Genomic DNA, 23,705 nt, shown 5'->3' on the forward strand with positions numbered 1-23,705 from the left:
ACCCGCTCCTGGCCCCACCGTATCGGCAGGGCCCTGCGCAGCGGAGAGCGCCCGGGGGAGGGCGCCAGGCGCACGAAGCGCGGGAACGTCCCGCCCCCTGCCCTGCTACCCCCTCCGAGGCGTCCTACGACCCCAGGATCGAGGCGAGGAACTCCCCCACCCAGCCCAGCAGTTCCCGGCCGACGAGCGGCTTGCCGCCCACCTTCGCGGTCTTGGGACGCGGCACCAGCACCTGGTGGGCGGCCGGCTTGATGACGGTCCCCGGGTACAGCCGCTTGACCCGCAGCTCCTGCGACTCCCGCAACTCCACCGGGGCGAAGCGGATGTTGTTGCCCTGCAGCACGACCTCGCCGACACCGCACGCGCGCGCGAGCATCCGCAGCCCGGCCACCAGCAGCAGGTTCTCCACCGGCTCGGGCAGCTTGCCGTACCGGTCGACGAGTTCCTCCCGTACCGCCTTGATGTCCTCCTCGGAGTTGGCGGAGGCGATGGCCCGGTAGGCCTGCAGGCGCAGCCGCTCGCCCGGCGCGTAGTCGTGCGGGACGTGCGCGTCGACGGGCAGCTCGATCTTGACCTCGAGCGGCGGCTCCTCCTCGATCCCGCCGGTCTCCAGCTGGCGCCGGTAGTCCGCGACGGCCTCGCCGACCATACGGACGTACAGGTCGAAGCCGACGCCGGCGATGTGGCCGGACTGCTCGCCGCCGAGGAGGTTTCCGGCGCCGCGGATCTCCAGGTCCTTCATGGCGACGTACATGCCGGCACCCATCTCGGTGTGCTGGGCGATGGTCGCCAGCCGCTCGTGCGCGGTCTCCGTCAGGGGCTTCTCCGGCGGGTACAGGAAGTACGCGTACCCGCGCTCGCGGCCCCGGCCGACCCGGCCGCGCAGCTGGTGCAGCTGGGAGAGGCCGAAGGTGTCCCCGCGTTCCACGATCAGGGTGTTGGCGTTGGAGATGTCGATGCCCGACTCGACGATCGTGGTCGACACGAGCACGTCGAACTTCTTCTCCCAGAAGTCGACGACGACCTGCTCCAGCGCCGACTCCGACATCTGGCCGTGCGCGGTGGCGATGCGCGCCTCCGGGACGATCTCCCTCAGCCGGGCGGCGGCGCGGTCGATGGACTCGACCCGGTTGTGGATGTAGAAGACCTGGCCCTCGCGCAGCAGTTCACGGCGGATGGCCGCGCCGATCTGCTTCTGCTCGTACGGGCCGACGAAGGTGAGCACCGGGTGCCGCTCCTCCGGCGGGGTGGTGATCGTCGACATCTCGCGGATGCCGGTGACCGCCATCTCCAGGGTGCGCGGGATGGGCGTGGCCGACATGGTCAGGACGTCCACGTTCGCCCGCAGCTTCTTCAGCTGCTCCTTGTGCTCGACGCCGAAGCGCTGTTCCTCGTCGACGATGACCAGGCCGAGGTCCTTGAACTTCGTCTCCGAGGAGAACAGCCGGTGGGTGCCGATGACGACGTCGACCGCGCCCTCGCGCAGCCCCTCCAGGACGGCCTTGGCCTCGGTGTCGGTCTGGAAGCGGGACAGGGCGCGCACGCTCACCGGGAACTGCGAGTAGCGCTCGGAGAACGTCCCGAAGTGCTGCTGCACCAGCAGCGTGGTCGGCACCAGCACCGCGACCTGCTTGCCGTCCTGGACGGCCTTGAAGGCGGCGCGGACCGCGATCTCCGTCTTGCCGTAGCCGACGTCGCCGCAGATCAGCCGGTCCATGGGGACCGACTTCTCCATGTCGTCCTTGACCTCGGCGATGGTGGTGAGCTGGTCGGGGGTCTCGGCGTACGGGAAGGCGTCCTCCAGCTCGCGCTGCCAGGGGGTGTCCGTGCCGAAGGCGTGCCCCGGAGCGGCCATCCGCGCGCTGTACAGCTTGATCAGGTCGGCGGCGATCTCCTTGACCGCCTTCTTCGCGCGGGCCTTGGTCTTCGTCCAGTCGGCGCCGCCGAGCCGGTGCAGGGTGGGCGCCTCGCCGCCGACGTACTTGGTGATCTGCTCCAGCTGGTCGGTGGGGATGTAGAGGCGGTCGCCGGGCTGGCCGCGCTTGGCGGGGGCGTACTCGACGACCAGGTACTCACGGGTGGCGCCCTGGACGGTGCGCTGCACCATCTCGACGTAGCGGCCGACGCCGTGCTGCTCGTGGACGATGTAGTCGCCGGTCTCCAGGGTGAGCGGGTCGATGGTCTTGCGGCGGCGGGCGGGCATGCGGGCGCCGTCGCGGCCGGCCGCCTTCTGGCCGGAGAGGTCGGTCTCCGTCAGGACGGCGAGTCCGAGCGCCGGATCGACGAAGCCGTGGTCGATGGAGCCGCAGGAGACGTGCACCAGGGAGGGGCCCAGGTCGCCGAGGTCGACGTCCAGGCGGGCCGGGACGCCCTCGCCGCCGAGCACCTCGACCGTGCGGGCGGCCGGGCCGTGGCCCTCGGTGACGAAGACGGTGCGCCAGCCGTCGGCGAGCCAGCCCTTGGTGTCGGCCAGGGCTCTCGCCGTGTCTCCGCGGTAGGCCTCGGGCGCGTGCATGCCGAGCTTGAGGGTGTCGGCGTCCAGGGTCTCGTCGGCCGCGAACGGCGAGACGGACCACCACATCATGTCCAGTTCGCGCGCGCGGTCGCGGACGTCCGCGATGGACCACAGGGAGGCGGCGCCGACGTCGATCGGCGCCTCCCCTCCGCCCGCGGTGGCCGCCCAGGAGGCCTGGAGGAACTCCTGGCTGGTGGCGACGAGGTCGGCGGCACGCGTGCGTACCCGTTCCGGGTCGCACACGACGGCCATGGCGCCCCTGGGCAGGACGTCCAGCAGCAGCTCCATGTCGTCGACCAGGACCGGGGCCAGGGACTCCATGCCCTCGACCGCGATGCCCTCGGCGAGTCTGCCGAGCAGCTCGCCCAGCTCCGGGTGCTGTTCGGCGAGGGCACGCGCGCGCGTGCGGACGTCCTCCGTCAGCAGCAGTTCACGGCACGGCGGTGCCCACAGGCCGTGCTCGGCGACTTCGAGCGAGCGCTGGTCGGCGACCTTGAAGTAGCGGATCTCCTCGACGTCGTCGCCCCAGAACTCGATGCGCAGGGGGTGTTCCTCGGTGGGCGGGAACACGTCGAGGATGCCGCCGCGCACGGCGAACTCGCCGCGCTTCTCCACCAGCTCCACGCGCGCGTACGCGGCCGCCGCGAGGGCCTCCACGATCGCGTTCAGATCAGCGGTCTGCCCGCTGCGCAGGGACACCGGCTCGAGGTCGCCGAGGCCCTTGACCTGCGGCTGGAGCACGGACCGTACGGGGGCCACGACGACGGAGACCGGGCCGGTCTCGGGGTCGTCGGGGCGGGGGTGGGCCAGGCGGCGCAGGACGGCGAGGCGGCGGCCGACGGTGTCGCTGCGCGGGCTGAGCCGCTCGTGGGGCAGCGTCTCCCAGGAGGGGTACTCCACGACGCCCTCCGGGGGCAGCAGCGTGCGCAGGGCGGCGGCCAGGTCCTCGGCCTCGCGTCCCGTCGCCGTGACCGCCAGCACCGGGCGGGCGGCCTCGCGGGCCAGGGCGGCGACCGCGAAGGGGCGGGCCGCCGGGGGACCGACCAGGTCGACGTGCATGCGGTTGCCGTCGGCGGCCGCCTTGATCGCTTCCGCGAGGGCGGGGTCCTTGACTACGGCGTCGAGCAGACCGTGCAGGCTCATTCGGGGGCGGCTTTCGTCCGGGGCGGGCAACACGACGGGCCCGACACGCGTCGCGGGCCGGGGGTTCCCAGGGTACGACGCCCGAGGCCTGTCACCCGGCGGAGTGAACGCGGTGGCCCGGGCGGAGGAAGGCGGTCCTGGCCCTCCTGAGCTGGCCGAGCGCTCACGTGACCTGCAGTTCAAGAGGCTTCCGATCACCGCTGACCACGGCGTTTGCACCGGTCGGCTGCCGTGGCACCATCGCGACCCGTTCGACCGCGTTCTCAGCGCCCAGGCCCAGCTCGAAGACCTGACCCTCATCACCCGCAACACCTGGATCCCCAAGTACGACGTGTCCGTCCTGCGCGCATGACAACGGCCCGGCGCCGAGAAGTCCCCCCGTGACTCTCGGCGCCGGGCCTGCCCGTGTCCCCCGTCGGGGCGGCTACTCGGTCGCGATCGCGTTCAGCACGTTCATCCGGCCCGCCCGGAACGCCGGCACCAGCGCCGCGAACAGTCCCACGAAGGCCGAGCCGACGAAGACGGCGGTGATGGTCGGCCAGGGAACGTCCAGGACGTTCAGGCCCTCCAGGGCGAGCAGCTTCTGGGCGGTGGCCCCCCAGCCCATGCCGAGGCCGAGGCCGAGCAGGGCGCCGAAGAGGGCGATGACCACCGACTCCAGGCGGATCATGCGGCGCAGCTGGCGGCGGGAGAGGCCGATCGCCCGCATCAGACCGATCTCCCGGGTGCGCTCCACCACCGACAGGGCCAAGGTGTTCACCACACCCAGCACCGCCACGATGATCGCCAGGGCCAGCAGACCGTAGATCATGTTCAGCAGCTGGCCGATCTGGTCCTTCAGCGCCTTCTTGTAGTCGGTCTGGTCGCGGACCTTGTACTGCGGGTAGTCGTGCAGGGCCGACTTGAGCGCCTGGTACGCGGCGGCCTGCTGCCCGTCCTCGGCGGTGGCGAAGACCAGCTGGTCGAGCGGCATCCTGTCGGCGGGCACGTACGTGGCGAGCGTGGCGATGGAGGTGTACTTGGCGCCCTGGTCGATCATCTCGTCGCTGCTGGTGATCGCGCGGACCGTCAGACGGGCGGTCGAGCCGTTCCTCAGGGCGACGGTGATCTTCGAGCCGAGGTGGATGCCGTGGGCCTTGGCGAACTTCTCGTGCACGGACATCGAGTCCGGCAGGTAGGCGTCCGCCAGATTGCCGGCGACGGTCTTCTTGCGCAGGTCGGAGGCGTACGTCGGGTCGGCCGCCGTGATGTCGGTGTCCTTCAGCGTCCGGCCGTCGGGGGTGGTGTAGTCGGCCCTGGCCGTCCTGTACTCGGTGACCCGCGCCAGGCCGGGCGTCGACTTCACGGCCTTCACCACCTGCGGGACGACCGGGTCCCCGTTGTCGTTCTGGATGATGAAGTCCGTGCCGACGGTCTTGTCGAGCTGCTCGCCGGCGGAGGCCACCATGGAGGAGCCGACCACCGACAGGCAGGCGACCAGCGCCAGCCCGATCATCAGGGCCGCACCGGTGGCACCGGTACGGCGCGGGTTGCGCAGGGCGTTGCGCTCGGCCATCCGGCCCACGGGCCCGAAGATCCGCAGCAGCACGGCGCCGAGCACGCGCACCAGGCCGCCGGCCAGCAGCGGGCCGACGACGACGAACCCGATCAGGGTCAGCACGATGCCCAGGCCCAGATACGGGGTGCCGTCCTTGGCCTTGTCGGCCGTGGCGGCCGCGTACAGGCCGAGGCCGCCGGCGCCGGTGAGGAGGACGCCGGTCAGGGCCCGTATCCAGCCGGCCTTGGCGTCGGACGGGGCGCCCGCGTCGCGCAGCGCGGCCATCGGGGAGACCTTGCCGGCGCGCCGGGCGGGCAGGTAGGCGGCCAGGACGGTGACCACGACACCGAGGACCAGGCCGATCACCGGGGTCGTCCAGGCGACCGTCAGGTCATCGGTCGACAGGTGCATGTCCATCTTGCCCATGAGCTTCATCAGGCCGACCGCGATGCCGACGCCCGCGCCGACACCGAGCACGGACCCGACCACGCCCAGCAGCAGTGCCTCGACCAGCACGGAGCGGTTGACCTGCTTGCGGGACGAGCCGATGGCCCGCATCAGGCCGATCTCCCGGGTGCGCTGGGCGACCAGCATGGAGAAGGTGTTGATGATCAGGAAGATGCCGACCAGGAAGGCGATACCGGCGAAGCCGAGCATCGCGTACTTCATGACGTTCAGGAAGCTCCCGACGCTCTTCTGGTTGGCGTCGGCGACCTCCTTGGCGGTCTGCACCTTGTAGCCGGCACCGAGTGCGGCCCGGACGTTCTTCTTCAGCCGGGCGTCCGTCACGTCCTTCGCCGCCATGACGTTGACGTTGGTGTAGACGCCGGTCTCGCCGACGAGCGCCCGCTGCGCGGTGCGGGTGTCGAAGTAGAAGATCGCCGCGCCGGGGTTGGTGACGGTGAAGGTGGCGATGCCGCAGACGCGGGCGGTGTGCGTGCCGACCGTGGTGATCACACCGATCTCGTCGCCGAGCTTCAGGTGGTGCTTGCCGGCGGTGTCGGCGTCCACCATGATCTGGCCGGAGCCCTCGGGCGCCGCACCGGAGGTGATCTTCATGGTGCGGGCGTCGTTGGCGTTCCAGTTGCCGACGATGGTCGGCCCGCCGTTGCTGGGCGAGAGGCTCTCCTTGTCGGCGGTCACCACGGTCGCCCTGGTGGAGAACACCGTCCCCTGCGCCGACCCGACGCCCTGGGCGTGCTGGACCCTGGCGAGCACCGAGGCGGGCATCACCGGCGGCTTGCCGGTGTCCGAGGTCGTCTCACCGGTGTCGGAGGCGCCCTTGGCACTGACCTGCACATCGGCGGAGGTCGCCTGGAACAGCTTGTCGAAGGTGGTGTTCATCGTGTCGGTGAACACCAGCGTGCCGCACACGAACGCCACCGACAGCAGCACCGCGACCGCCGACAGGGCCATCCGGCCCTTGTGCGCGAAGAAGTTGCGCATCGAGGTCTTCAGGACGGTCATGACGTACGCCCCCGGGCGTCGAAGTCCTTCATCCGGTCCAGGACCTGATCGGCCGTCGGCTGGTGCATCTCGTCGACGATCCGGCCGTCGGCGAGATACAGCACCCGGTCCGCGTACGACGCCGCCACCGGGTCGTGGGTGACCATCACGATGGTCTGGCCGAGCTCGTCCACGGACCTGCGCAGGAAGCCGAGGACTTCGGCACCGGCACGCGAGTCGAGGTTCCCGGTCGGCTCGTCCCCGAAGATGATCTCGGGGCGGGCGGCCAGGGCACGGGCCACGGCGACGCGCTGCTGCTGGCCGCCGGAGAGCTGGGTGGGCCGGTGCCTCAGCCGCCCGGCGAGACCGACGGTCTCCACCACCCGGTCCAGCCACGCCCGGTCGGGCTTGCGGCCCGCGATGTCCATGGGCAGCGTGATGTTCTCCAGCGCGTTCAGCGTCGGCAGCAGGTTGAACGCCTGGAAGATGAAGCCGATCCGGTCCCGGCGCAGCTGGGTGAGCTTCTTGTCCTTCAGGCCGGTGATCTCGGTCTCGTCCAGGTAGATCTGACCGCTCGTCACCGTGTCGAGCCCGGCCAGGCAGTGCATCAGCGTGGATTTGCCGGAGCCCGAAGGGCCCATGATCGCGGTGAACCGGCCGCGGGCGATGTCCACGTCGACGTGGTCGAGGGCGACGACACGGGTCTCCCCCGACCCGTACGCCTTCACGACCTGCCGCGCCCGCGCGGCAACGGCCGTACGCCCTCCAGTGCCCCCGTGCCTGGGAATGGTCACAGCCGTTGTCACGGTAAGTCTCCTATATCGGTCGGCAAGTCGGCGGATCGCGCCCCGGTGAGCCGGTGCGTCGTCCTGGGTACGTCGATGAGTCTGGCCTCCGGCGAGGGTGCCGCGCGCTGGTGCGAAGCCCCGTCTTCCAGGGGGGTTAACCCCACCCCCGCCGGTTCGGCCTACCGCCCCCCAGCGGCGTAGGACCACGTTAAGGACGGACCGGGTGCCGTCTCCTCCTCCAGCGGTACGAGCCCTCCCCCAACCGCTGTACGGAGGAACCCCTAGGGGCGGTCCACCCACGGGTGGGGCCGGACTCGGGGTCCCGCTCCACCCGGCGGCCCGCACAGGCTGCACCCTCCCGCCACGTGAGGGTCAAGCGGAAGGCCGCCCACCAGCGGAGCGGTGGTCTCCGGCGCCTGCCGGGCGAGTGCCGCGGGCCGGTCAGGGCAACCGGACGGACACCTCGGGGTTCCGCGGTGACGGCCCGCCGGGAAGCGGCCGCGGCGGCCTGCGGCCGGCGGGGGTGACGCCGGGGAGGAGCGGAGGAGGGTGCGGGGTGCGAGCGGTGCCGGGCACCGCCGGAGGCCGGCGCCGCACGGCACGGTGCCGACGAAGACAGAACCCGGCGCCCGGCAAGGGCCGGGGCTACTCGGCCGGCTGTCCCTTCCAGGTCGCGAGACTGCCCCGCACGTGGTCCATCTGCGCCTGCATGGCGTCCCACATCTCCCCGTGCTCGCGCAGCACCCGCTCCGTCTCCCGCGCGATCAGCTCCTCACGCACCCGGGCCTCGGCGAGGATCTCGGCCGCACGCGCGCGTGCCTCCTCCTGGGTGGGCTCCTCCGCCTCCTTCGCCGCGGCGAGTTCCCGCTCCGCGTCCGACACCGCGGCCTCGGCCCGGGCCACCTGCTCGGCGTGCAGCGCGTCGAGCGCGGCCGACCGCTCGGCCTCCTCCCGCTCCGCCGCCGCCCACCGCTCGGCATGCTCACGGGCCTGCCTGGCCAGCAGCGCCGAGGTCCGCTGCCGTACCTCCCGCAACGCCGCGAGCGCCTCACCGCGCCGCTCCCTCACCTCCCGCCGGGTGGCGACCCGGAGGGCGTCGGCCTCGGCACGCGCCGCGAGGAGCCGCTGACGGGCCCATTCCTCGGCATCCGCGAGGAGCGCGTCCCCATATTCCTGGGCGGCCCGGCCCACGCCCTCGGCGTACGCCCGCGCCTGAGCCAGCTCGGCCCGCCCCGCGTCCCGCGCGGCCTCCCGCAGCGCGTGCGCCTCTTCCACCCCGAGCTGGAAGAGACGCCGCGCGCCCTCGCCGAGCGCCTCGTACGTCTGCGGTGCGAGCCGCGCGACCGCCTCGCGCAACCGGGCCGCCTCCACCGCCATGTCCTTGGCGAGCACGGTGAGCCGGGCGGCCCGCTCCCACGCGGCGTCCCGGTCGCGCGAGATCGCCTCGACGAACACGTCGACCCGGTCGGGCCGGTAACCGCGCCCTTGGACGGAGACGAAACCGTGCGGCGACACCGGTGCGCTGCCCATCCCGTGAACCCTCTCCGCCAGACACACACGAAATGATAATTTCGCGCATATCTTTATGTATCAGGCGTAAATGTTCATAACACGACACTCCGCAGACACCACACGGCCAGGCCCGCGCAGCACGCGAAGGGGGCCGGCCCCGGTCACCCGGGTCCGGCCCCCTCCACCACGAACAACCGCTACAGCTACCGCGCTACAGCAGCCCGTCCCACATCTGCTCCAGCAGCACCGACCACCAACTCTCCGGCGAACCCAGCGCCGCCGGGTCCAGCGACGCCAACTGCGCCTGGAAATCGACCGTCCAGCGACCCGCCTGCTCCGGATTCAGACCGAACCGCAGCCGCCACATCCGGCCCAGCAGCGCCAGACACCGCGCGAACTCCGGCAGACCGGAGTTCACGAACTGCGGCGGTACGGGACCGCCGCCCGGCCCCGCCTCCACCGGCACGGCGACGATGTTCGCCGTCCCGTACTGCACACAGACCGCCTTGCCGAAGTCCGTACCCATGACCAGGTACGACCCCGCGTCCGGCGCCGGCCGCACACCACGCTCCGCCGCCAGCTCCGCCAGCGTCGGCACCGGCCGCCCCGGCTGCGCCTGCGCCCAGAAGAACGGGCCCATGTCCAGCGGCAGCCCGGCCACCACCAGCGTGTGCGCCACGATCGGCGGCACACCCTGACGCGACACCGCACCCTGGTCGAACCGGAAGATCCCCGGCCCGAACGCCGCCGCCAGCTCCTGCGCGATCGCCTCCGGCGGGATCGGCGGCGCCGACTGCACCGGCGGCAGCGGCGCCCGCACCGGCGCCGGCCGCGCGGGACCGTCCGCCACCTGGTGCAACTCGCCCTGGTGCGCCAGCAACTGCTGCATGCCCTGCTGCCGGCTCGCGTGATCCGTCCCGTACGGCGCGATGCTCGCGATCCGGGCCTGCGGCCACTGCTCCCGGATCATCCGCGCGCAGTACGCACCCGGCAGCTCGCACGACTCCAGCTCGGTGTGCAGCTCGAGCACCTGGTTCGGCGGGACGTTCATCGCACGCAGCTCATGGAAGATCTGCCACTCCGGATGCGGCGTACCCGGCGCCGAACGCCGGATCAGCTGCTGCTCGGAACCGTCCTGCGCCCGGTAGCGCAGCACGGCCTGGTACCCGGGGCCGACCATCGGCAGCCCCTGCTGCTGCGGGTAGCCGTACGCCGGGGGCTGCCCGGGAGGCGGCATCGCACCGGGAGGCGGCATCGCACCGGGAGGCGGCATCGCACCGGGAGGCGGCATGGCACCCGGCGGCATCGGCTGCGGGGCGGCAGGCACACCGGGGGCAGGCGGCGGAGGCACGCCCGGCCCGGACACCGGGGGTGCGGCCAGCACGGTCTCCGCGTGATGCACCGCACCACGCCCGCCACCCGCCGAAGGCCCCTGCGGACCGGGACCACCCGGCGGCCGCGGACCCGCGGGCCCCTCCGGACCGAGCGCCGACACGAACTGCGTCGGCACATACCCGCCCGCGGACGCACCCGGCGCACCCGGAGTCCCAGGCGCACCCGGCGGAGGCGGCGGCGCGGCGCCCGGCATCCCCGGAGCGCCCGGAGGCGGCGGCGCACCCGCCCCACCGCGCGCGCGGCGCGGCGGCGGCGCGGCCTTGCTCGTCGCGGCGTCCGCGATGTCCCCGGCGTTCGGCGCCAACGGCCGGCCCGGACCACCCGGCGGCTGAGGCGCACCCGGAGGGCCCACCGGGGCCTGCGGCGGATAGCCGTACCCGGGGGCCCCCTGCGGGCCACCAGGCGGCGGAGTACCAAGAGGAGCACCAGGAGTACCAGGAGCACCCGGCGGCGCAGGCGGAGGCGTGCTCCCCCGCGCGGGCCCCGGAACCGGCGCCGCAGCCGGACCCCCCGGACCCCCCGGACCGTCCACCACCGGCGCGACCGCTGTCGGCGGCAGCCCGCTGCCCCCCGACAGCAGCGCCGTCTTGGCCTCCGGCGGGGTCGGCGCACCGTCCTCGCGCTCGCTCAACGGCGGCGCGAACACCGTCTCCGGCAACGGCACGGACCGGTCCTCACCCGCATCCCCGTTGGTGTCCGTACCCGCCCAGGGCGTCGCCCCCGCGGGCGCCGGCCCGCCGGAGCCCTCCGGCTCACCCGCCCCGGCGGCCGGCCACGACGCACCACTCCCGGGCACGGCACCGGACGACCCGGCACCGGACGGTCCGGCACCCGACGACCCGGCGTCGGACGGCACCGCATCGGACGGCACCGCATCGGACGGCTCGGCACCCGAAGCACCCGCAGCCGGCGGAACCGGCACCCCCGCCTCCGTCCGAGGCAGCTCACCGCCCTGCGACCGTCGGTCCGCAATCCCCAGCTTGTCCGCCGCCTCCTGCAACCACTCCGGCGGACTCAACAAGAACGACGTCTGGTTCAGATCCACCCGCGCCGCAGGCGCCGGCACCGCATCAGCCACCCCGTCCTCACGGCCGTACTCCTCCTCGTACCGGCGGATCACCTCACCCACCGGCAACGCCGGCCACAACGTCGCCTCACCACTGTCCCGGGCGATGACCAGCCGCTGCCCGCCCGCGTCCGACCGCGGACCCTCCGGACGGTCCTCGCCCCACACCACGAATCCGAGCTCGAACTCCCGCACCCGCACCTCACGATGCTGGTACACCGGAACGTCCCCGTTGATCCACTCTTCCGCGCGCTCCTGCGCCTGCGCGAACGTCACCATCGCCGAAGCTCACTCCCCCGCGGAAGAAACCGGGACGGCACGCGCGAAGCCGCCGTCCACCATCAGGTCCGCCACCGTCTCCAACTCCGGCGGACTGCCGGCCAGCCGCGACAGAAAGGCGTCGAAGTCGTCACCGCACGGCAGCAGCAACCGCTCCACCCGCTCCGCCGGCGGCAACGCCGGATCCACGTCCCGCGCGTCGTCATACGCGCAGAACCACACCGAACCGGCCCGCTCCCCGCGCACCTTCACCGCCAGCAGACCGCCCTGCACGAAGGTCACCCCCAGGTAATCCTTCGTCAGATGATCACGCAAACATTTGTTCACATATACGAGGTCGTTGACCGCCGCCTCGTCCCGCACCGTGAAGAACGGCTGATCCACCAACAACCCCAGCTCGGCGACCAACGCCGTCCCCACCGGCGCACACCCGCCCGCCGCCTTCAGAAACGACCGATAAGCACCCGGCAACCGATACCCCAGGTCCTCCTCGACCCCCTGCACCTGCGACTCCGACACCGCCACACCCGACTTCGGCAGACCGAAATGCGCCGGACGCGTCTCCTGCAACGGCCGCGTCCCCCGCTTCCCCTGGTCCACCCCGGCCGTCGCCACCCCACCGTGATGCCGCAGCAACGCCTTCACCTCGACCGGAACCAACTCCAGCCGCCGCGAACCCACCACGTGATGCCACGTCCAGCCATGCGGCGTCGCCACATCCGGCACCGTGTCCCACAACTCGTGCCCCGTCGCCGCCAACGCCGCGTTCGCCGACACATAGTCCGTCAGCCGCAGCTCATCGACACCGAAACCCTCCGGCGGCTCCGCGATCTCCGCCGCCGCACGCGCGTACGGCGAGAAATCCGGGTACCCGCGCTCGTCGACACGCACCCCCCTCGGGTGACGTGCCGCCCGGACCGGATCCGGGAAATGCACGACCTGCCCGGCATAGGCCGCGTTCGGCGGCGCGCCCTGTCCTCCAGCCTGGCGGCTGGGCGGTGCCCCCAGCCCGAGCCGACCTGTCGTCATGGCGGTAGCCCCCTGCGGCGTTCTCTCAGGCCTCTACGGCGGAATCGATCGTGAATGCCGACAGCCTATGCCGTACACCGACCCCGGTCACCGGCCCTCCACTTCCGTGACCAGCCGTCACCCCGCCGTGACAGCCCGACCGAACATGGGCGTGTCGCACCGCCCCAGCTTCCCCACCCGCCACGCGATTTGGCACTCTGTGTCCTTCGGGGGAAGCCCGGAAGGGAAAAGAGGACCATGAACACCATGCAGGCCGGAGGCGGTGGAGACGTACACGCGGGGGACCCCCGCATCGGCTGGAGCAACACCGAGACACCCCCCACCCCCATCCTCCTGCACCGCCGCGACGGCATCCTGCCCACCGTCGCCGCCGCCCTCTCCGTCCGCGGCACCACCCTCACCGGCACCGCCGCCCGCGGCGACCACACCCCACCCCTCCACCCCCTCGTCCAGGACTTCCTCGACACCCTCCCCAGCGCCCAACGCGACCGCTTCACCGGCCGCTGCGCCGAAACCATCCTCATCTCACGCCACATCACCGCCGCCGACACCGCCCGCAGCAAACGCGCCGCCCGCAAACCCATGACCAACGGCGAAGCACGCAAAGCCCTCAAACAAGCAAAACTCACCGCCCGCCGCATACGCGAGGACGGCGACCCCCTCCACGGCAGCTTCGCCACCCCCTGCCGCGCCTGCACCGCCCTCAGCGCCCACTTCGGCGTCCGCATCGTCGACCCGACCACCAACGACGGCTGAAACCCGTCACCCGCACCCCCGCACCGGCACCCGCACCGGCACCGGCACCGGCACCGGCACCGGCACCGGCACGACGAACGAAGGGCAGATGCACACCGACCGCACCTCCAGCACCCGCTTCCCCGTCTCCGTCGACGCCGCCCTGCGTGCCGCCGGCTGGCAACCCGGACGCTGGGACATAAAGCAGGCCGAATACTGGGCCGACACCCTCCGCGACCACACTTCACCCGCCGGCCACCGCCACGCCGTCTTCCCCGCGGCCGTCGAAGCCTGGGCCGAGTTCGGCGGCCTCCACGTCACCCCCACCGGCGCCGGCCGCCAGATCGCCCCCGCCACCCTGCGCCTCGACCCCCTGCACGGCGTCCACCACGCCCGCACCCTCGGCGACCTCGGCCGCGCCCTGGACACCGACGTCTGCCCCCTCGGCGAGGAAACCGACACCCACTCCCTCCTCGCCGTCGACACCGCGGGCCGCGTCTACTCCCTCGACCACACCGGCGACTGGTACCTCGGCCCCGACATCGACCGCGCCCTCATCGCCCTCATCTCCGGCATCGCACCGGTACGCCTCACCGCCGGCTGACCCCACCGGCCCCACGGCTCACGCCGCCGGAATCACCGCCGACACCCGGAAACCCCCCGCATCCGTCGGCCCCGACACGAACACCCCACCCAGCGCGGCGACCCGCTCCCGCATCCCCACCAGGCCGTTACCACCCGACGGCAACCCCACCGCCGACGCCGACCCCACCTCAGGCGGCGGCTCGTTCTCCACCTGCATCGCGATCTCCGACACCCGGTGCGCGAGCCGCACATACGTCTTCGCGCCCGCCGCATGCTTGTGGACGTTCGTCAACGCCTCCTGCACCACCCGGTACGCCGTCTGCTCCACCTCCCGCGCATACGACCGCACATCCCCCTCGACCGACAGGTCCACCACCATCCCCGCGGCAGCCGACTGCCCCACGAGCTCGTCCAGCTCCGACAGGAACGGCCCGTCCTCCTCCGCGGCCCGGGAAGCCTCCCTCGCGACAGCCACGTCCACCGCCGCCAACTGCGCCTGCGCGGCCCGCCGCCGCACCCCGTCCCCCGACCGCAGCACCCCCAGCATCTCCCGCAACTCGGTCAACGCCTGCCGCCCCATGTCCCCCACGAGCGCCGCGTTCCGCACCGCCTTCTCCGGATCCTTCCGCGCCACCGCCTGCAACGCGGCCGCGTGCACCACCATCAGGCTCACCCGGTGCGCGACCACGTCGTGCATCTCCCGCGCGATCCGCGTCCGCTCCTCACCACGCGCCCACTCGGCCCGCTCCTCCGCCCGCTCGGCCAGCAACTGAAGCTCCCGCTCCAGACTGTCCGCACGCTCCCGCAGACTCTCCATGAGCCGGCGCCGGGCACCCACGTACATACCGAGGAGAACCGGGGGCGCCGTCAGCCCGAGCGACGTCGTGATCGCGGCGAACGGGACGAACCAGTCCCCCAGCGTCAGATCCCCCCGCGCCATGTCCTGCCGCACCCGCACGAACGTCACGATCATCGTCCCCACCAGGGACATCCCCGCCAGCGCCGCGATGATCCGACGCGGCAGCTCACACGCGGCCAGCGTGTACAGACCCACGATGCCCATCAGGAAACCCATCTGGGCCGGCGTGATCGCGATCGCCACCAGCACCACCGCCACCGGCCACCTGCGGCGGATCAGCAGCACCGAACCCGCGAGCAGCCCGAACACGATCCCGACGGCCGCCGGGATCCCGGCGTCACGCGCGAACGGGATCCCCTCCGCGCCGCACTCCAGAGCCGACACCAGCGCGAGACTCCCGTCGAGCACCGCACTGCGCCACCTCGCCCACCACCACGGGCCGGCCGGGCCCGTGGCGTGCTCTTCCCCCGTCGTGGTCATGCGTCCAGCCTACGGTCGGCGGGCGCGGCTTTTCCGGTGAGTTTCGCGGACCGGCCTACACCACACTCCGTAATCGAATAACAGCGAAACCGGCCGGTATCCCTCGAACTGTTGAACCACACCCGTTCGACCCCGGAAGCGGTCATTCCGGCCGGACGGTATGCCCATGGCACATTCGGCAAGCAAGTACAAGCACTTCGAGGGCCTGCGGGAACGAGCGGTCGCCCTGCGGCGGGCGGGGCTCAGCCGACGGCAGATCCGCGACCGGCTGCACGTGGACGACAACGACATCCTCAACCGCCTGCCGGAGGGCGAGCCGCCCCGGAGTGGACCGAGCGACCGAACGCGGAGGACGACCTGCGGGACAGGGCGCGGGAGCCGCGGCCGCAGGGGTGGACGTATGACCAGATCCAGGTGGAGCCGGGGTGCTCGAGGAGCTCGGTGTCGCTGCGGGTGCGGGATCTGCCGAGGCCGGTGCGTCGCGACCCGAGGGAGCAGGCGAAGCCGACAGCTCGAAAGAGGTGGTGACACCTGCCGAGGCTGCCTCGTGATCCGAGTGTCGCAGGGAGCCGGCCTCTCCCGTCAGATCGAAGGATGGGGGAAGGGAATGGTGTCTCAGGCGCCGGCACGACTCAGGTAAGGTCTGACGCAGCCATCCGCCATGGGGTAACTGGTAGCCCGCGGGCCTTTGAAGCCCTGTAGTGCTGGTTCGAATCCAGCTGGCGGAGCTGCAAGGTTCGGGTCCTGACAGCACTGTCGGGACCCGCTCTCATGTCCCCTGAGAAACGCCCCGGTATCCTGCGGATGTCCCCACCCGTCCAAAGCCGAAGGGCAACCCCGTGAGCGCCATTCGCCCGGCAGCCGTCGTCGTTCTCGCAGCGGGTGAGGGCACCCGTATGAAGTCGGCCACACCCAAGGTCCTGCACGAGATCTGCGGCCGTTCCCTGGTGGGCCATGTGCTGGCCGCCGCCCGTGAGTTGAAGCCCGAGAACCTGGTCGTGGTCGTGGGCCACGCCCGTGAGCAGGTGGCCGCCCACCTGGGCGAGGTCGACCCGAACGCGCGCACGGCGGTGCAGGAGCAGCAGAAGGGGACCGGTCACGCCGTGCGGATGGGCCTGGATGAGCTGGCCAGCGGGGTGGACGGCACCGTTGTCGTCGTCTGCGGGGACACGCCCCTCCTCACCGGCGGGACGCTTCGGCGGCTCGCCGAGACGCACCACGGTGACGGCAACGCGGTGACCGTGCTGACGGCGGAGGTGCCGGACGCGACCGGGTACGGGCGGATCGTCCGTGACGACACGGGTGCCGTCACCGCGATCGTCGAGCACAAGGACGCCACCGCCGCGCAGCGGGAGATCCGGGAGATCAACTCCGGGGTGTTCGCCTTCGACGGGCAGTTGCTGGCCGACGCGCTGAAGAAGGTGCGGACGAACAACAGTCAGGGCGAGGAGTATCTGACGGACGTGCTCGGGATCCTGCGTGAGGCGGGGCACCGGGTCGGGGCTTGTGTCGCGGGTGATCACCGTGAGATCGCCGGGATCAACAACCGCGTGCAGCTTTCCGAGGCCCGCCGGATTCTCAACGACCGGTTGCTGGAGCGGGCGATGCTCGCCGGCGTGACGGTCGTCGATCCGGCGACCACCTGGGTGGATGTCACGGTCACCTTCGAGCAGGACGCCGTGGTCCACCCCGGCACGCAGTTGCACGGTTCGACCCATCTCGGCGAGGGTTCGGAGGTCGGTCCCCACTGCCGGCTGCGGGACACGCACGTGGGTGCGGGGGCCCGGGTGGACAACACGGTGTCCGAGGGGGCCCGGATCGGTGCGCAGGCGAGTGTGGGGCCGTACGCGTATCTGCGTCCGGGGACCCGGCTCGGCGTCAAGGGCAAGATCGGGACGTATGTGGAGACGAAGAACGCCGCCATCGGGGAGGGCACCAAGGTGCCGCACCTGTCGTATGTGGGGGACGCGACGATCGGTGATCACACGAACATCGGTGCGGCGAGTGTGTTCGTGAACTACGACGGTCAGGAGAAGCACCACTCCACGATCGGTTCGCACTGCCGTACCGGTTCGGACAACATGTTTGTGGCGCCTGTCACGGTCGGGGACGGTGCTTACACCGCCGCGGGGTCCGTGATCACGAAGGACGTACCGCCCGGTTCGCTGGCCGTGGCCCGTGGTCAGCAGCGGAATATCGAGGGTTGGGTGGCTCGTAAGCGTCCGGGGAGTGCGGCCGCGAAGGCGGCCGAGGCGGCCTCTGGCCAGGGGCCGCGCGAAGATTGACCGGAAACGGGCGCGTCGGACACGGCGTACCGTGATAAGTGCAGATCCTGCACCCCACCTGCTGAGAGACCTCTGAGGAGACAGTGCTGTGACCGGGATCAAGACGACCGGCGAGAAGAAGTTGATGTTCTTCTCCGGCCGCGCCCACCCCGAGCTTGCCGAGGAGGTCGCCCAGCAGCTGGGTGTCGGGGTCGTCCCGACGAAGGCCTTCGATTTCGCGAACGGCGAGATCTATGTGCGGTATCAGGAGTCGGCACGTGGTGCGGACTGTTTCCTGATTCAGAGCCACACGGCTCCGATCAACAAGTGGATCATGGAGCAGTTGATCATGATCGACGCGTTGAAACGTGCGTCGGCCCGTTCGATCACCGTGATCGTGCCGTTCTACGGGTACGCGCGGCAGGACAAGAAGCACCGTGGCCGTGAGCCGATCTCGGCGCGGCTGATCGCGGACATGATGAAGACGGCGGGTGCGGACCGGATCCTGACGGTGGATCTGCACACGGACCAGATCCAGGGCTTCTTCGACGGGCCGGTGGACCACCTGTTCGCGCTGCCGCTCCTGGCGGACTACGTGGGCAGGAAGGTCGACCGGGCCAAGCTGACCGTGGTGTCTCCGGACGCGGGGCGGGTGCGGGTGGCGGACCGCTGGTGCGACCGGCTCGGCGCGCCGCTGGCGATCGTGCACAAGCGGCGTGACAAGGACGTGGCGAACCAGGTGACGGTCCACGAGGTCGTGGGCGAGGTCGAGGGGCGGGTGTGCGTCCTCGTCGACGACATGATCGACACGGGTGGCACGATCTGTGCCGCGGCCGACGCGTTGTTCGCGCACGGTGCGGAGGACGTGATCGTGACGGCGACGCACGGTGTGCTGTCGGGGCCGGCGGCGGACCGGCTGAAGAACTCGCGGGTGAGTGAGTGCGTGTTCACGAACACGCTGCCGACGCCGGGCGAGCTGAGCCGGGAGCTGGACAAGATCACGGTGTTGTCGATCGCTCCGACGATCGCGAGTGCGGTGCGCGAGGTGTTCGAGGACGGTTCGGTGACGAGCCTCTTCGACGAGCAGTGAGGTTTCTGCAGGGCTCTTACGGCTCTTACGGCTCTCACCGCTCGCACAGCGGCTAACCGAAGATCCTTTTGGGTGCGGCCTCCCTTTCCGAGTAGACTTCTCGAGTTGCTCGGCGAGGGAGGCCGTACCCCGTTCTCGGGGCTGTACGGCGGTCCGTTATCGACGCGCTCTTCGTAGCAGGCCGTTCGTGGCCGGGTGACCACGTCCGTTTCCCATGTATCTACGAGGAGTGAACATGTCCGAGGTGAAGCTCGCCGCCGAGACGCGTACCGAGTTCGGCAAGGGTGCGGCCCGTCGTATCCGCCGTGACAACAAGGTCCCGGGTGTCCTGTACGGGCACGGCTCGGACCCGGTCCACCTGTCGCTGCCGGGCCACGACCTGCTGCTGGCGCTGCGTACGCCGAACGTCCTGATCTCCCTGGACATCGACGGCAAGACCAATGAGCTGGCGATTCCGAAGTCGGTGCAGCGCGACCCGATCAAGGGCTTCCTGGAGCACGTGGACCTTCAGCTGGTCAAGCGGGGCGAGAAGGTCACCGTCGAGATCTTCGTCCACACCGAGGGCGAGCTGGCGCCGGGCGGCAACCTGCTGGAGCACGTGCTGAACGCGCTGCCCGTCGAGACCGAGGCCACGCACATCCCCGAGTCGGTCACGGTCTCCATCGAGGGCCTGGAGGCCGGCGCTTCCGTCCTCGCGAAGGACATCCCGCTCCCGTCCGGCACGACGCTGGCCGTCGAGGAGGACACGGTCGTCCTGCAGGTGCTGTCCGCGCAGGCCGAGGAGGCCGCCGAGGGTGAGGGCGAAGAGGCCGCCGAGGCCTGATCGTCGCCTCGTTCATCATCGTTTCGTCAGCCGCTGTTCCCGTGGGGGGCAGCGGCTGGCGCGTATCAAGGAGACGTGGACGTGACCACTGCCGTCAATGCGCCCTGGCTCGTGGTGGGGCTCGGCAATCCCGGGCCCGAGTACGCGATGAACCGGCACAACGTGGGTTTCATGGTGGCCGATCTGCTGGCCGGGCGGATCGGGGGGAAGTTCAAGCGTGCGGGGAAGGCGCAGGCGCAGGTGGTGGAGGGGCGGATCGGTCCTCCGGGGCCGGGGAGCCGTCGGGTGATCCTGGCCAAGCCGATGTCGTACATGAACCTTTCGGGTGGTCCGGTGAACGCGTTGCGGGACTTCTACAAGGTGCCGGTGGCGAACATCGTGGCCGTGCATGACGAGCTGGACATCGATTACGGGACGTTGCGCCTGAAGCTGGGTGGCGGGGACAACGGGCACAACGGTCTGAAGTCGATGACGAAGGCGATGGGGCCGGACTACCACCGGGTGCGGTTCGGGATCGGGCGGCCGCCGGGGCGGATGCAGGTGGCCGATTTCGTGCTGAAGGACTTCTCCTCCGCGGAGCGCAAGGAGCTGGACTACTTCGTGGACCGGGCGGCGGACGCGGTGGAGGCTCTGGTGATCGAGGGGCTGGAGCGGGCGCAGAGTACCTACAACTCCTGACTTGTCACCCACCGAGGTTGACCGGGTGGAGGGGGATGGCCAATGATCCCGGCCATGCCCGCTGTCGCCGCCCCCCGTTCCCGTCAGGCCTCGAACGCCGCGCTCCGGTTCGGCCGGGTCGCTGCGATGGGGACGGTCGCGGTGCTGATCCTGATCGCCGGGGTGTGGGCGTCGTGGGGCACGGCGCAGCACGTGATGCTGACGAAGGGGCGGGAGAGCGGCACGGTCACGATCCGCTCGTGCGGTGAGGACACCTGTACCGGGTCGTACCGGCCGGTTTCGGCGGGGTCGAGGGCGCGGGACCGGGTGGTGATCGCCCAGACGGTGGCGGTGCACCGGGGTGGGACGTACAGCGTGGTGGTGAAGCCGGGGACGGACGAGGTGGTGCGTTCGGGTCCGGCGGGGGTTCTGTACGCGTGGGTGCCGCTCGGCGGTGCGCTGTTGCTGGCGTCGGTGGTGGTGGCGGGTGGTCTGCGGCGGACGCGGGCGGCCTGGGTGCTGGCGGGGTCGGGGGTCGCGCTGCTGACGGCGGCGTTCGTGACGGTGTGACGGTGTGAGGGCGGGCGTGGGAGTGCCCCCGGGTTCGGGTGAACCCGGGGGCACTGTTGTCGGTGCGGGTCAGCCGGTGTTGCGCAGGCCGGCGGCCACGCCGTTGACGGTCAGCAGCAGGGCGCGGGAGAGCAGCGGGTCGGGCTGTTCGCCGGCGGCTGCGGCGTCGCGCTGGCGCTTGAGGAGGGTGACCTGGAGGTAGGAGATGGGATCCAGGTAGGCGTCGCGGATGGCGAAGGTCTGCTTGAGGACGGGGGTGGCGTCGAGCAGTTCCTTCTCGCCGGTGATCTTGAGGACTTCGGTGACGGTGAGCTCGTGTTCGGCCTTGATGGTGTCGAAGACGTGCTTGAGTTCGTCGGGGACGAGGGTGTCGACGTAGTGCTGGGCGATGCGCAGGTCGGTCTTGGCGAGGGTCATCTCGACGTTGGAGATGAAGTTGCGGAAGAAGTGCCATTGTCCGTGCATCTCGTCGAGCACGGTGTCGAGGCCGGCTTCGCGCAGGGCCTTGAGGCCGGAGCCGACGCCGAACCAGCCGGGGACGATCTGCCGGGACTGGGTCCAGCCGAAGACCCAGGGGATGGCGCGCAGGCCGTCGAGCGAGACGCCGGAGCCGGGGCGGCGGGAGGGCCGGGAGCCGAGGTGCAGGTCGGCGAGCTGGTCCACCGGCGTCGACGCGAGGAAGTACGTCGGCAGGTCGGGGTCTTCGACGAAGCGGCGGTAGGCGGCGTGGGCGGCGTCGGAGACGACGTCCATGGCGGCGTCCCAGCGGGCGAGGGCCTCGTCGGACTGGCGGGGTGCGGTGTGCAGGGCGGAGGCCTGGAGGGTGGCGGCGACGGTCAGTTCCAGGTTTTCCCGGGCCAGGGAGGGGATGAGGTACTTGTCGGAGATGACCTCGCCCTGTTCGGTGACCTTGATCTCGCCTTCGAGGGTGCCCCAGGGCTGGGCGAGGATGGCGTCGTGCGAGGGGCCGCCGCCGCGGCCGACGGTGCCGCCGCGGCCGTGGAAGAGGCGCAGGCGTACGCCGTAGCGGTGGGCGACGTCGCGCAGGCGGCGCTGGGCGCGGTGGATCTCCCACTGGCTGGTGGTGATGCCGCCGAACTTGGAGGAGTCGCTGTAGCCGAGCATGACCTCCTGGACGTCGCCGCGCAGGGCGACGAGGCGTCGGTAGGAGGGGTCGGAGAGCATGTCCTCGAGGATGGTGTCGGCGGCCTTGAGCTCGTCGGTGGTCTCCAGGAGGGGGACGATGCCGATCCTGGCCCAGCCGGCGTGGAGGTCGAGGAGGCCGGCCTCGCGGGCGAGGACGGTGGCCGCGAAGACGTCGTCGGCGCCCTGGCACATGGAGATGATGTAGGACTCGATGACTTCGGGGCCGAAGACTTCGAGGGCCTTCTTGACGGTCTGGAAGACGCCGAGGGTCTTCTGGCCGGCCGCGTCGACGGGGGCCGGGGTGGGGGCGAGGGGCCTTCTGGAGCGGAGTTCCTTGGCGAGGAGCCTGGCGCGGTAGTCGCGCGGCATGTCGGCGTAGCGCCAGGATTCCTCGCCGAGGCGGTCGAAGAGCTGGCCGAGGGCGTGGTGGTGGGCGTCGGCGTGTTCGCGGACGTCCATGGTGGCGAGCTGGAGGCCGAAGGCGGCGAGGGTGCGGATGGTGCGGGCGAGGCGGCCGTCGGCGAAGAGGCCGCCGCGGTGTGCGCGCAGTGAGGTCTGGATGGTCCGCAGGTCGTCGAGGAGTTCGGTGGTGCCGAGGTAGTCGCGGCCCTCTTCGTGGGGGGTGCCCTTGGCGAGGCGCTGCTTGGTGTTCTCGAGCTTCTGCCGGATGCAGGTGGCCTTGAGGCGGTAGGGCTCTTCGGCGTTGAGGCGCTTGTAGCGGGGGCTGATCTCCGGCAGGCGTTCGAGGTCGGTGCGGAGGGATTCGAGGAGTTCCTCGGTGGCGCCGGTGTAGCGGATGGAGTTGGAGAGCAGGCCGCGCAGTTCGTCGATGGTGTCCAGCGCGTCGTTGATGCCGTGTTCGTGCTGGAGGATGAGGACGTCCCAGGTCACCTGGGGGGTGACGTTGGGGTTGCCGTCGCGGTCGCCGCCGATCCAGGTGCCGAAGGTGAGGGGCCGGGTGTCGTCGGGCAGCTTGACGCCGACGCGTTCGAGTTCGGCGGTGAGGTCCTCGAGGACGTCGCCGACGGCGCCGGCGTGCAGTTCGTCGAGGTAGTAGATGGCGTTGCGGGCCTCGTCGGCGGGTTCGGGGCGGACGACGCGGAGTTCGTCGGTCTGCCAGACGAGGTCGATGTTCTCGGCCAGCCGGGTGTCGTGGCGGCGGCGGTCGGAGTCGATGACGGGGGTTTCCAGGAGCGCGGCGATGCGCCGGAGCTTGTTGAGGACCGACCGGCGCGCGGCTTCGGTGGGGTGTGCGGTGAACACCGGGCGGACGTTCAGGTGGGCGACCGATTCGCGGACGTGTTCGGGGTCGGCGTCCTTGAGGCGGTCGGCGGTGCGGGCGAGGAGGCCGCCTTCGGCGGCGCGCCGGGCGCGCAGTTCGCGGCCGCGGTGGACCTGCTCGGTGACGTTGGCGAGGTGGAAGTAGGTGGAGAAGGCGCGGACCAGCTTGGCCGCGGTCTCCAGTTCGGTTCCGCGCAGCAGCTCGGCGGCGGCCTCGCCGTCCTCTCGGGTGAGGTGGCGGACCCTTTCGACGAGTTCGAGCAGTTCGGGGCCCTCTTGGCGGACGAGGGTCTCACCGAGGAGGTCACCCAGTCGCCTGATGTCGGCGCGCAGCTCGCTGCTGGTCGTGGTGGTCTGGTCGTCGGCACTGCTCACAGGTGCGGCTCCTTGCAGTGTTGAAGCTCGTCTGGGAGGGGACCCGTAGGCCTGGGCCGTCTGCCGCGCGGCGGGCGCCGCATTCGGGCCGGACATCCGGGAAGAAAACAGAGCGGACCGCGCTGTCCGA

General features: G+C 71.2%; 16 protein-coding genes, 1 tRNA gene and 1 pseudogene. 10 read left to right on the forward strand and 8 right to left on the reverse strand.

Translation table 11 applies throughout. From position 1 onward, the window contains the following. Positions 1 to 124: 124 nt before the first annotated feature. A complete protein-coding gene (gene mfd, locus ABZX30_RS05720) occupies positions 125 to 3,658 on the reverse strand; it encodes a transcription-repair coupling factor (protein WP_355929256.1) in 3,534 nt (1,177 codons plus the stop codon). A 112-nt stretch (positions 3,659 to 3,770) separates the two neighbouring features. On the opposite strand from mfd, the gene ABZX30_RS05725 reads away from it, so the two are divergent. Next, positions 3,771 to 4,010 (forward strand): type II toxin-antitoxin system VapC family toxin, encoded by a 240-nt coding sequence (locus tag ABZX30_RS05725; RefSeq protein ID WP_355929258.1) that lies wholly within the window; start codon positions 3,771 to 3,773, stop codon positions 4,008 to 4,010. Positions 4,011 to 4,082: 72 nt separating this feature from the next. Here the strand turns inward: ABZX30_RS05725 and ABZX30_RS05730 are convergent, their stop codons facing one another. The 5 genes from ABZX30_RS05730 to ABZX30_RS05750 all read right to left on the reverse strand — a co-directional run bounded on the left by ABZX30_RS05730 (position 4,083) and on the right by ABZX30_RS05750 (position 12,710). Then, positions 4,083 to 6,662 (reverse strand): FtsX-like permease family protein, encoded by a 2,580-nt coding sequence (locus ABZX30_RS05730; protein WP_355929261.1) that lies wholly within the window; start codon positions 6,660 to 6,662, stop codon positions 4,083 to 4,085. After that, entirely contained in the window at positions 6,659 to 7,447 is a 789-nt protein-coding gene (locus ABZX30_RS05735; RefSeq protein WP_355929264.1) for an ABC transporter ATP-binding protein, read from the reverse strand. The genes ABZX30_RS05730 and ABZX30_RS05735 overlap by 4 nt, the downstream gene beginning before the upstream one ends. A 627-nt stretch (positions 7,448 to 8,074) precedes the next feature. After that, positions 8,075 to 8,959 (reverse strand): cellulose-binding protein, encoded by an 885-nt coding sequence (locus ABZX30_RS05740; RefSeq protein ID WP_355929267.1) that lies wholly within the window; start codon positions 8,957 to 8,959, stop codon positions 8,075 to 8,077. A gap of 193 nt (positions 8,960 to 9,152) precedes the next feature. After that, positions 9,153 to 11,681, reverse strand: a complete 2,529-nt coding sequence (locus tag ABZX30_RS05745) for an SUKH-4 family immunity protein (RefSeq protein WP_355929269.1) — start codon at positions 11,679 to 11,681, stop codon at positions 9,153 to 9,155. Between the two features lie 9 nt (positions 11,682 to 11,690). Further along, on the reverse strand, positions 11,691 to 12,710 hold the full coding sequence (locus tag ABZX30_RS05750) for an SMI1/KNR4 family protein (protein WP_355929272.1): 1,020 nt from the start codon (positions 12,708 to 12,710) through the stop codon (positions 11,691 to 11,693). Between the two features lie 237 nt (positions 12,711 to 12,947). Here ABZX30_RS05750 and ABZX30_RS05755 point away from each other — a divergent pair, with 237 nt between their 5' ends. Further along, positions 12,948 to 13,466, forward strand: coding sequence for a YwqJ-related putative deaminase (locus tag ABZX30_RS05755; RefSeq protein ID WP_355929274.1), 519 nt, complete (start codon positions 12,948 to 12,950; stop codon positions 13,464 to 13,466). Between the two features lie 88 nt (positions 13,467 to 13,554). Next, positions 13,555 to 14,049 (forward strand): SUKH-3 domain-containing protein, encoded by a 495-nt coding sequence (locus ABZX30_RS05760; RefSeq protein WP_355929277.1) that lies wholly within the window; start codon positions 13,555 to 13,557, stop codon positions 14,047 to 14,049. Between the two features lie 18 nt (positions 14,050 to 14,067). On the opposite strand, the gene ABZX30_RS05765 is transcribed toward ABZX30_RS05760, so the two are convergent. Next, entirely contained in the window at positions 14,068 to 15,369 is a 1,302-nt protein-coding gene (locus tag ABZX30_RS05765; RefSeq protein ID WP_355929280.1) for a histidine kinase, read from the reverse strand. Between the two features lie 166 nt (positions 15,370 to 15,535). On the opposite strand from ABZX30_RS05765, the pseudogene ABZX30_RS05770 reads away from it, so the two are divergent. The 7 genes and pseudogenes from ABZX30_RS05770 to ABZX30_RS05800 all read left to right on the forward strand — a co-directional run. Further along, positions 15,536 to 15,894 (forward strand): annotated as a pseudogene (locus ABZX30_RS05770) (hypothetical protein); the annotation flags it as partial. 130 nt (positions 15,895 to 16,024) lie between these two features. Continuing rightward, positions 16,025 to 16,097 (forward strand) — tRNA-Gln (locus tag ABZX30_RS05775). 111 nt (positions 16,098 to 16,208) lie between these two features. Then, the gene (gene glmU / locus ABZX30_RS05780; protein ID WP_355929283.1) at positions 16,209 to 17,654 is read left to right on the forward strand and encodes a bifunctional UDP-N-acetylglucosamine diphosphorylase/glucosamine-1-phosphate N-acetyltransferase GlmU; all 1,446 of its coding nucleotides are present in this window, start codon (positions 16,209 to 16,211) and stop codon (positions 17,652 to 17,654) included. Positions 17,655 to 17,742: 88 nt separating this feature from the next. Beyond that, positions 17,743 to 18,723 carry a ribose-phosphate diphosphokinase gene (locus ABZX30_RS05785; RefSeq protein ID WP_355929285.1) on the forward strand — a complete coding sequence of 327 codons (981 nt, stop codon included), beginning with the start codon at positions 17,743 to 17,745 and terminating at the stop codon, positions 18,721 to 18,723. A 235-nt stretch (positions 18,724 to 18,958) separates the two neighbouring features. Next, a complete protein-coding gene (locus tag ABZX30_RS05790) occupies positions 18,959 to 19,546 on the forward strand; it encodes a 50S ribosomal protein L25/general stress protein Ctc (protein ID WP_355929288.1) in 588 nt (195 codons plus the stop codon). 75 nt (positions 19,547 to 19,621) lie between these two features. Continuing rightward, positions 19,622 to 20,224, forward strand: a complete 603-nt coding sequence (pth, locus tag ABZX30_RS05795; RefSeq protein WP_355929290.1) for an aminoacyl-tRNA hydrolase — start codon at positions 19,622 to 19,624, stop codon at positions 20,222 to 20,224. A gap of 42 nt (positions 20,225 to 20,266) precedes the next feature. After that, positions 20,267 to 20,773, forward strand: coding sequence for a hypothetical protein (locus ABZX30_RS05800; RefSeq protein WP_355929293.1), 507 nt, complete (start codon positions 20,267 to 20,269; stop codon positions 20,771 to 20,773). A gap of 69 nt (positions 20,774 to 20,842) precedes the next feature. On the opposite strand, the gene ppc is transcribed toward ABZX30_RS05800, so the two are convergent. Continuing rightward, positions 20,843 to 23,575, reverse strand: coding sequence for a phosphoenolpyruvate carboxylase (gene ppc / locus ABZX30_RS05805; protein ID WP_355929295.1), 2,733 nt, complete (start codon positions 23,573 to 23,575; stop codon positions 20,843 to 20,845). Positions 23,576 to 23,705: the final 130 nt, after the last annotated feature.

Source organism: Streptomyces sp. NPDC004542 (genome assembly GCF_040610035.1).
Taxonomy (GTDB): domain Bacteria; phylum Actinomycetota; class Actinomycetes; order Streptomycetales; family Streptomycetaceae; genus Streptomyces.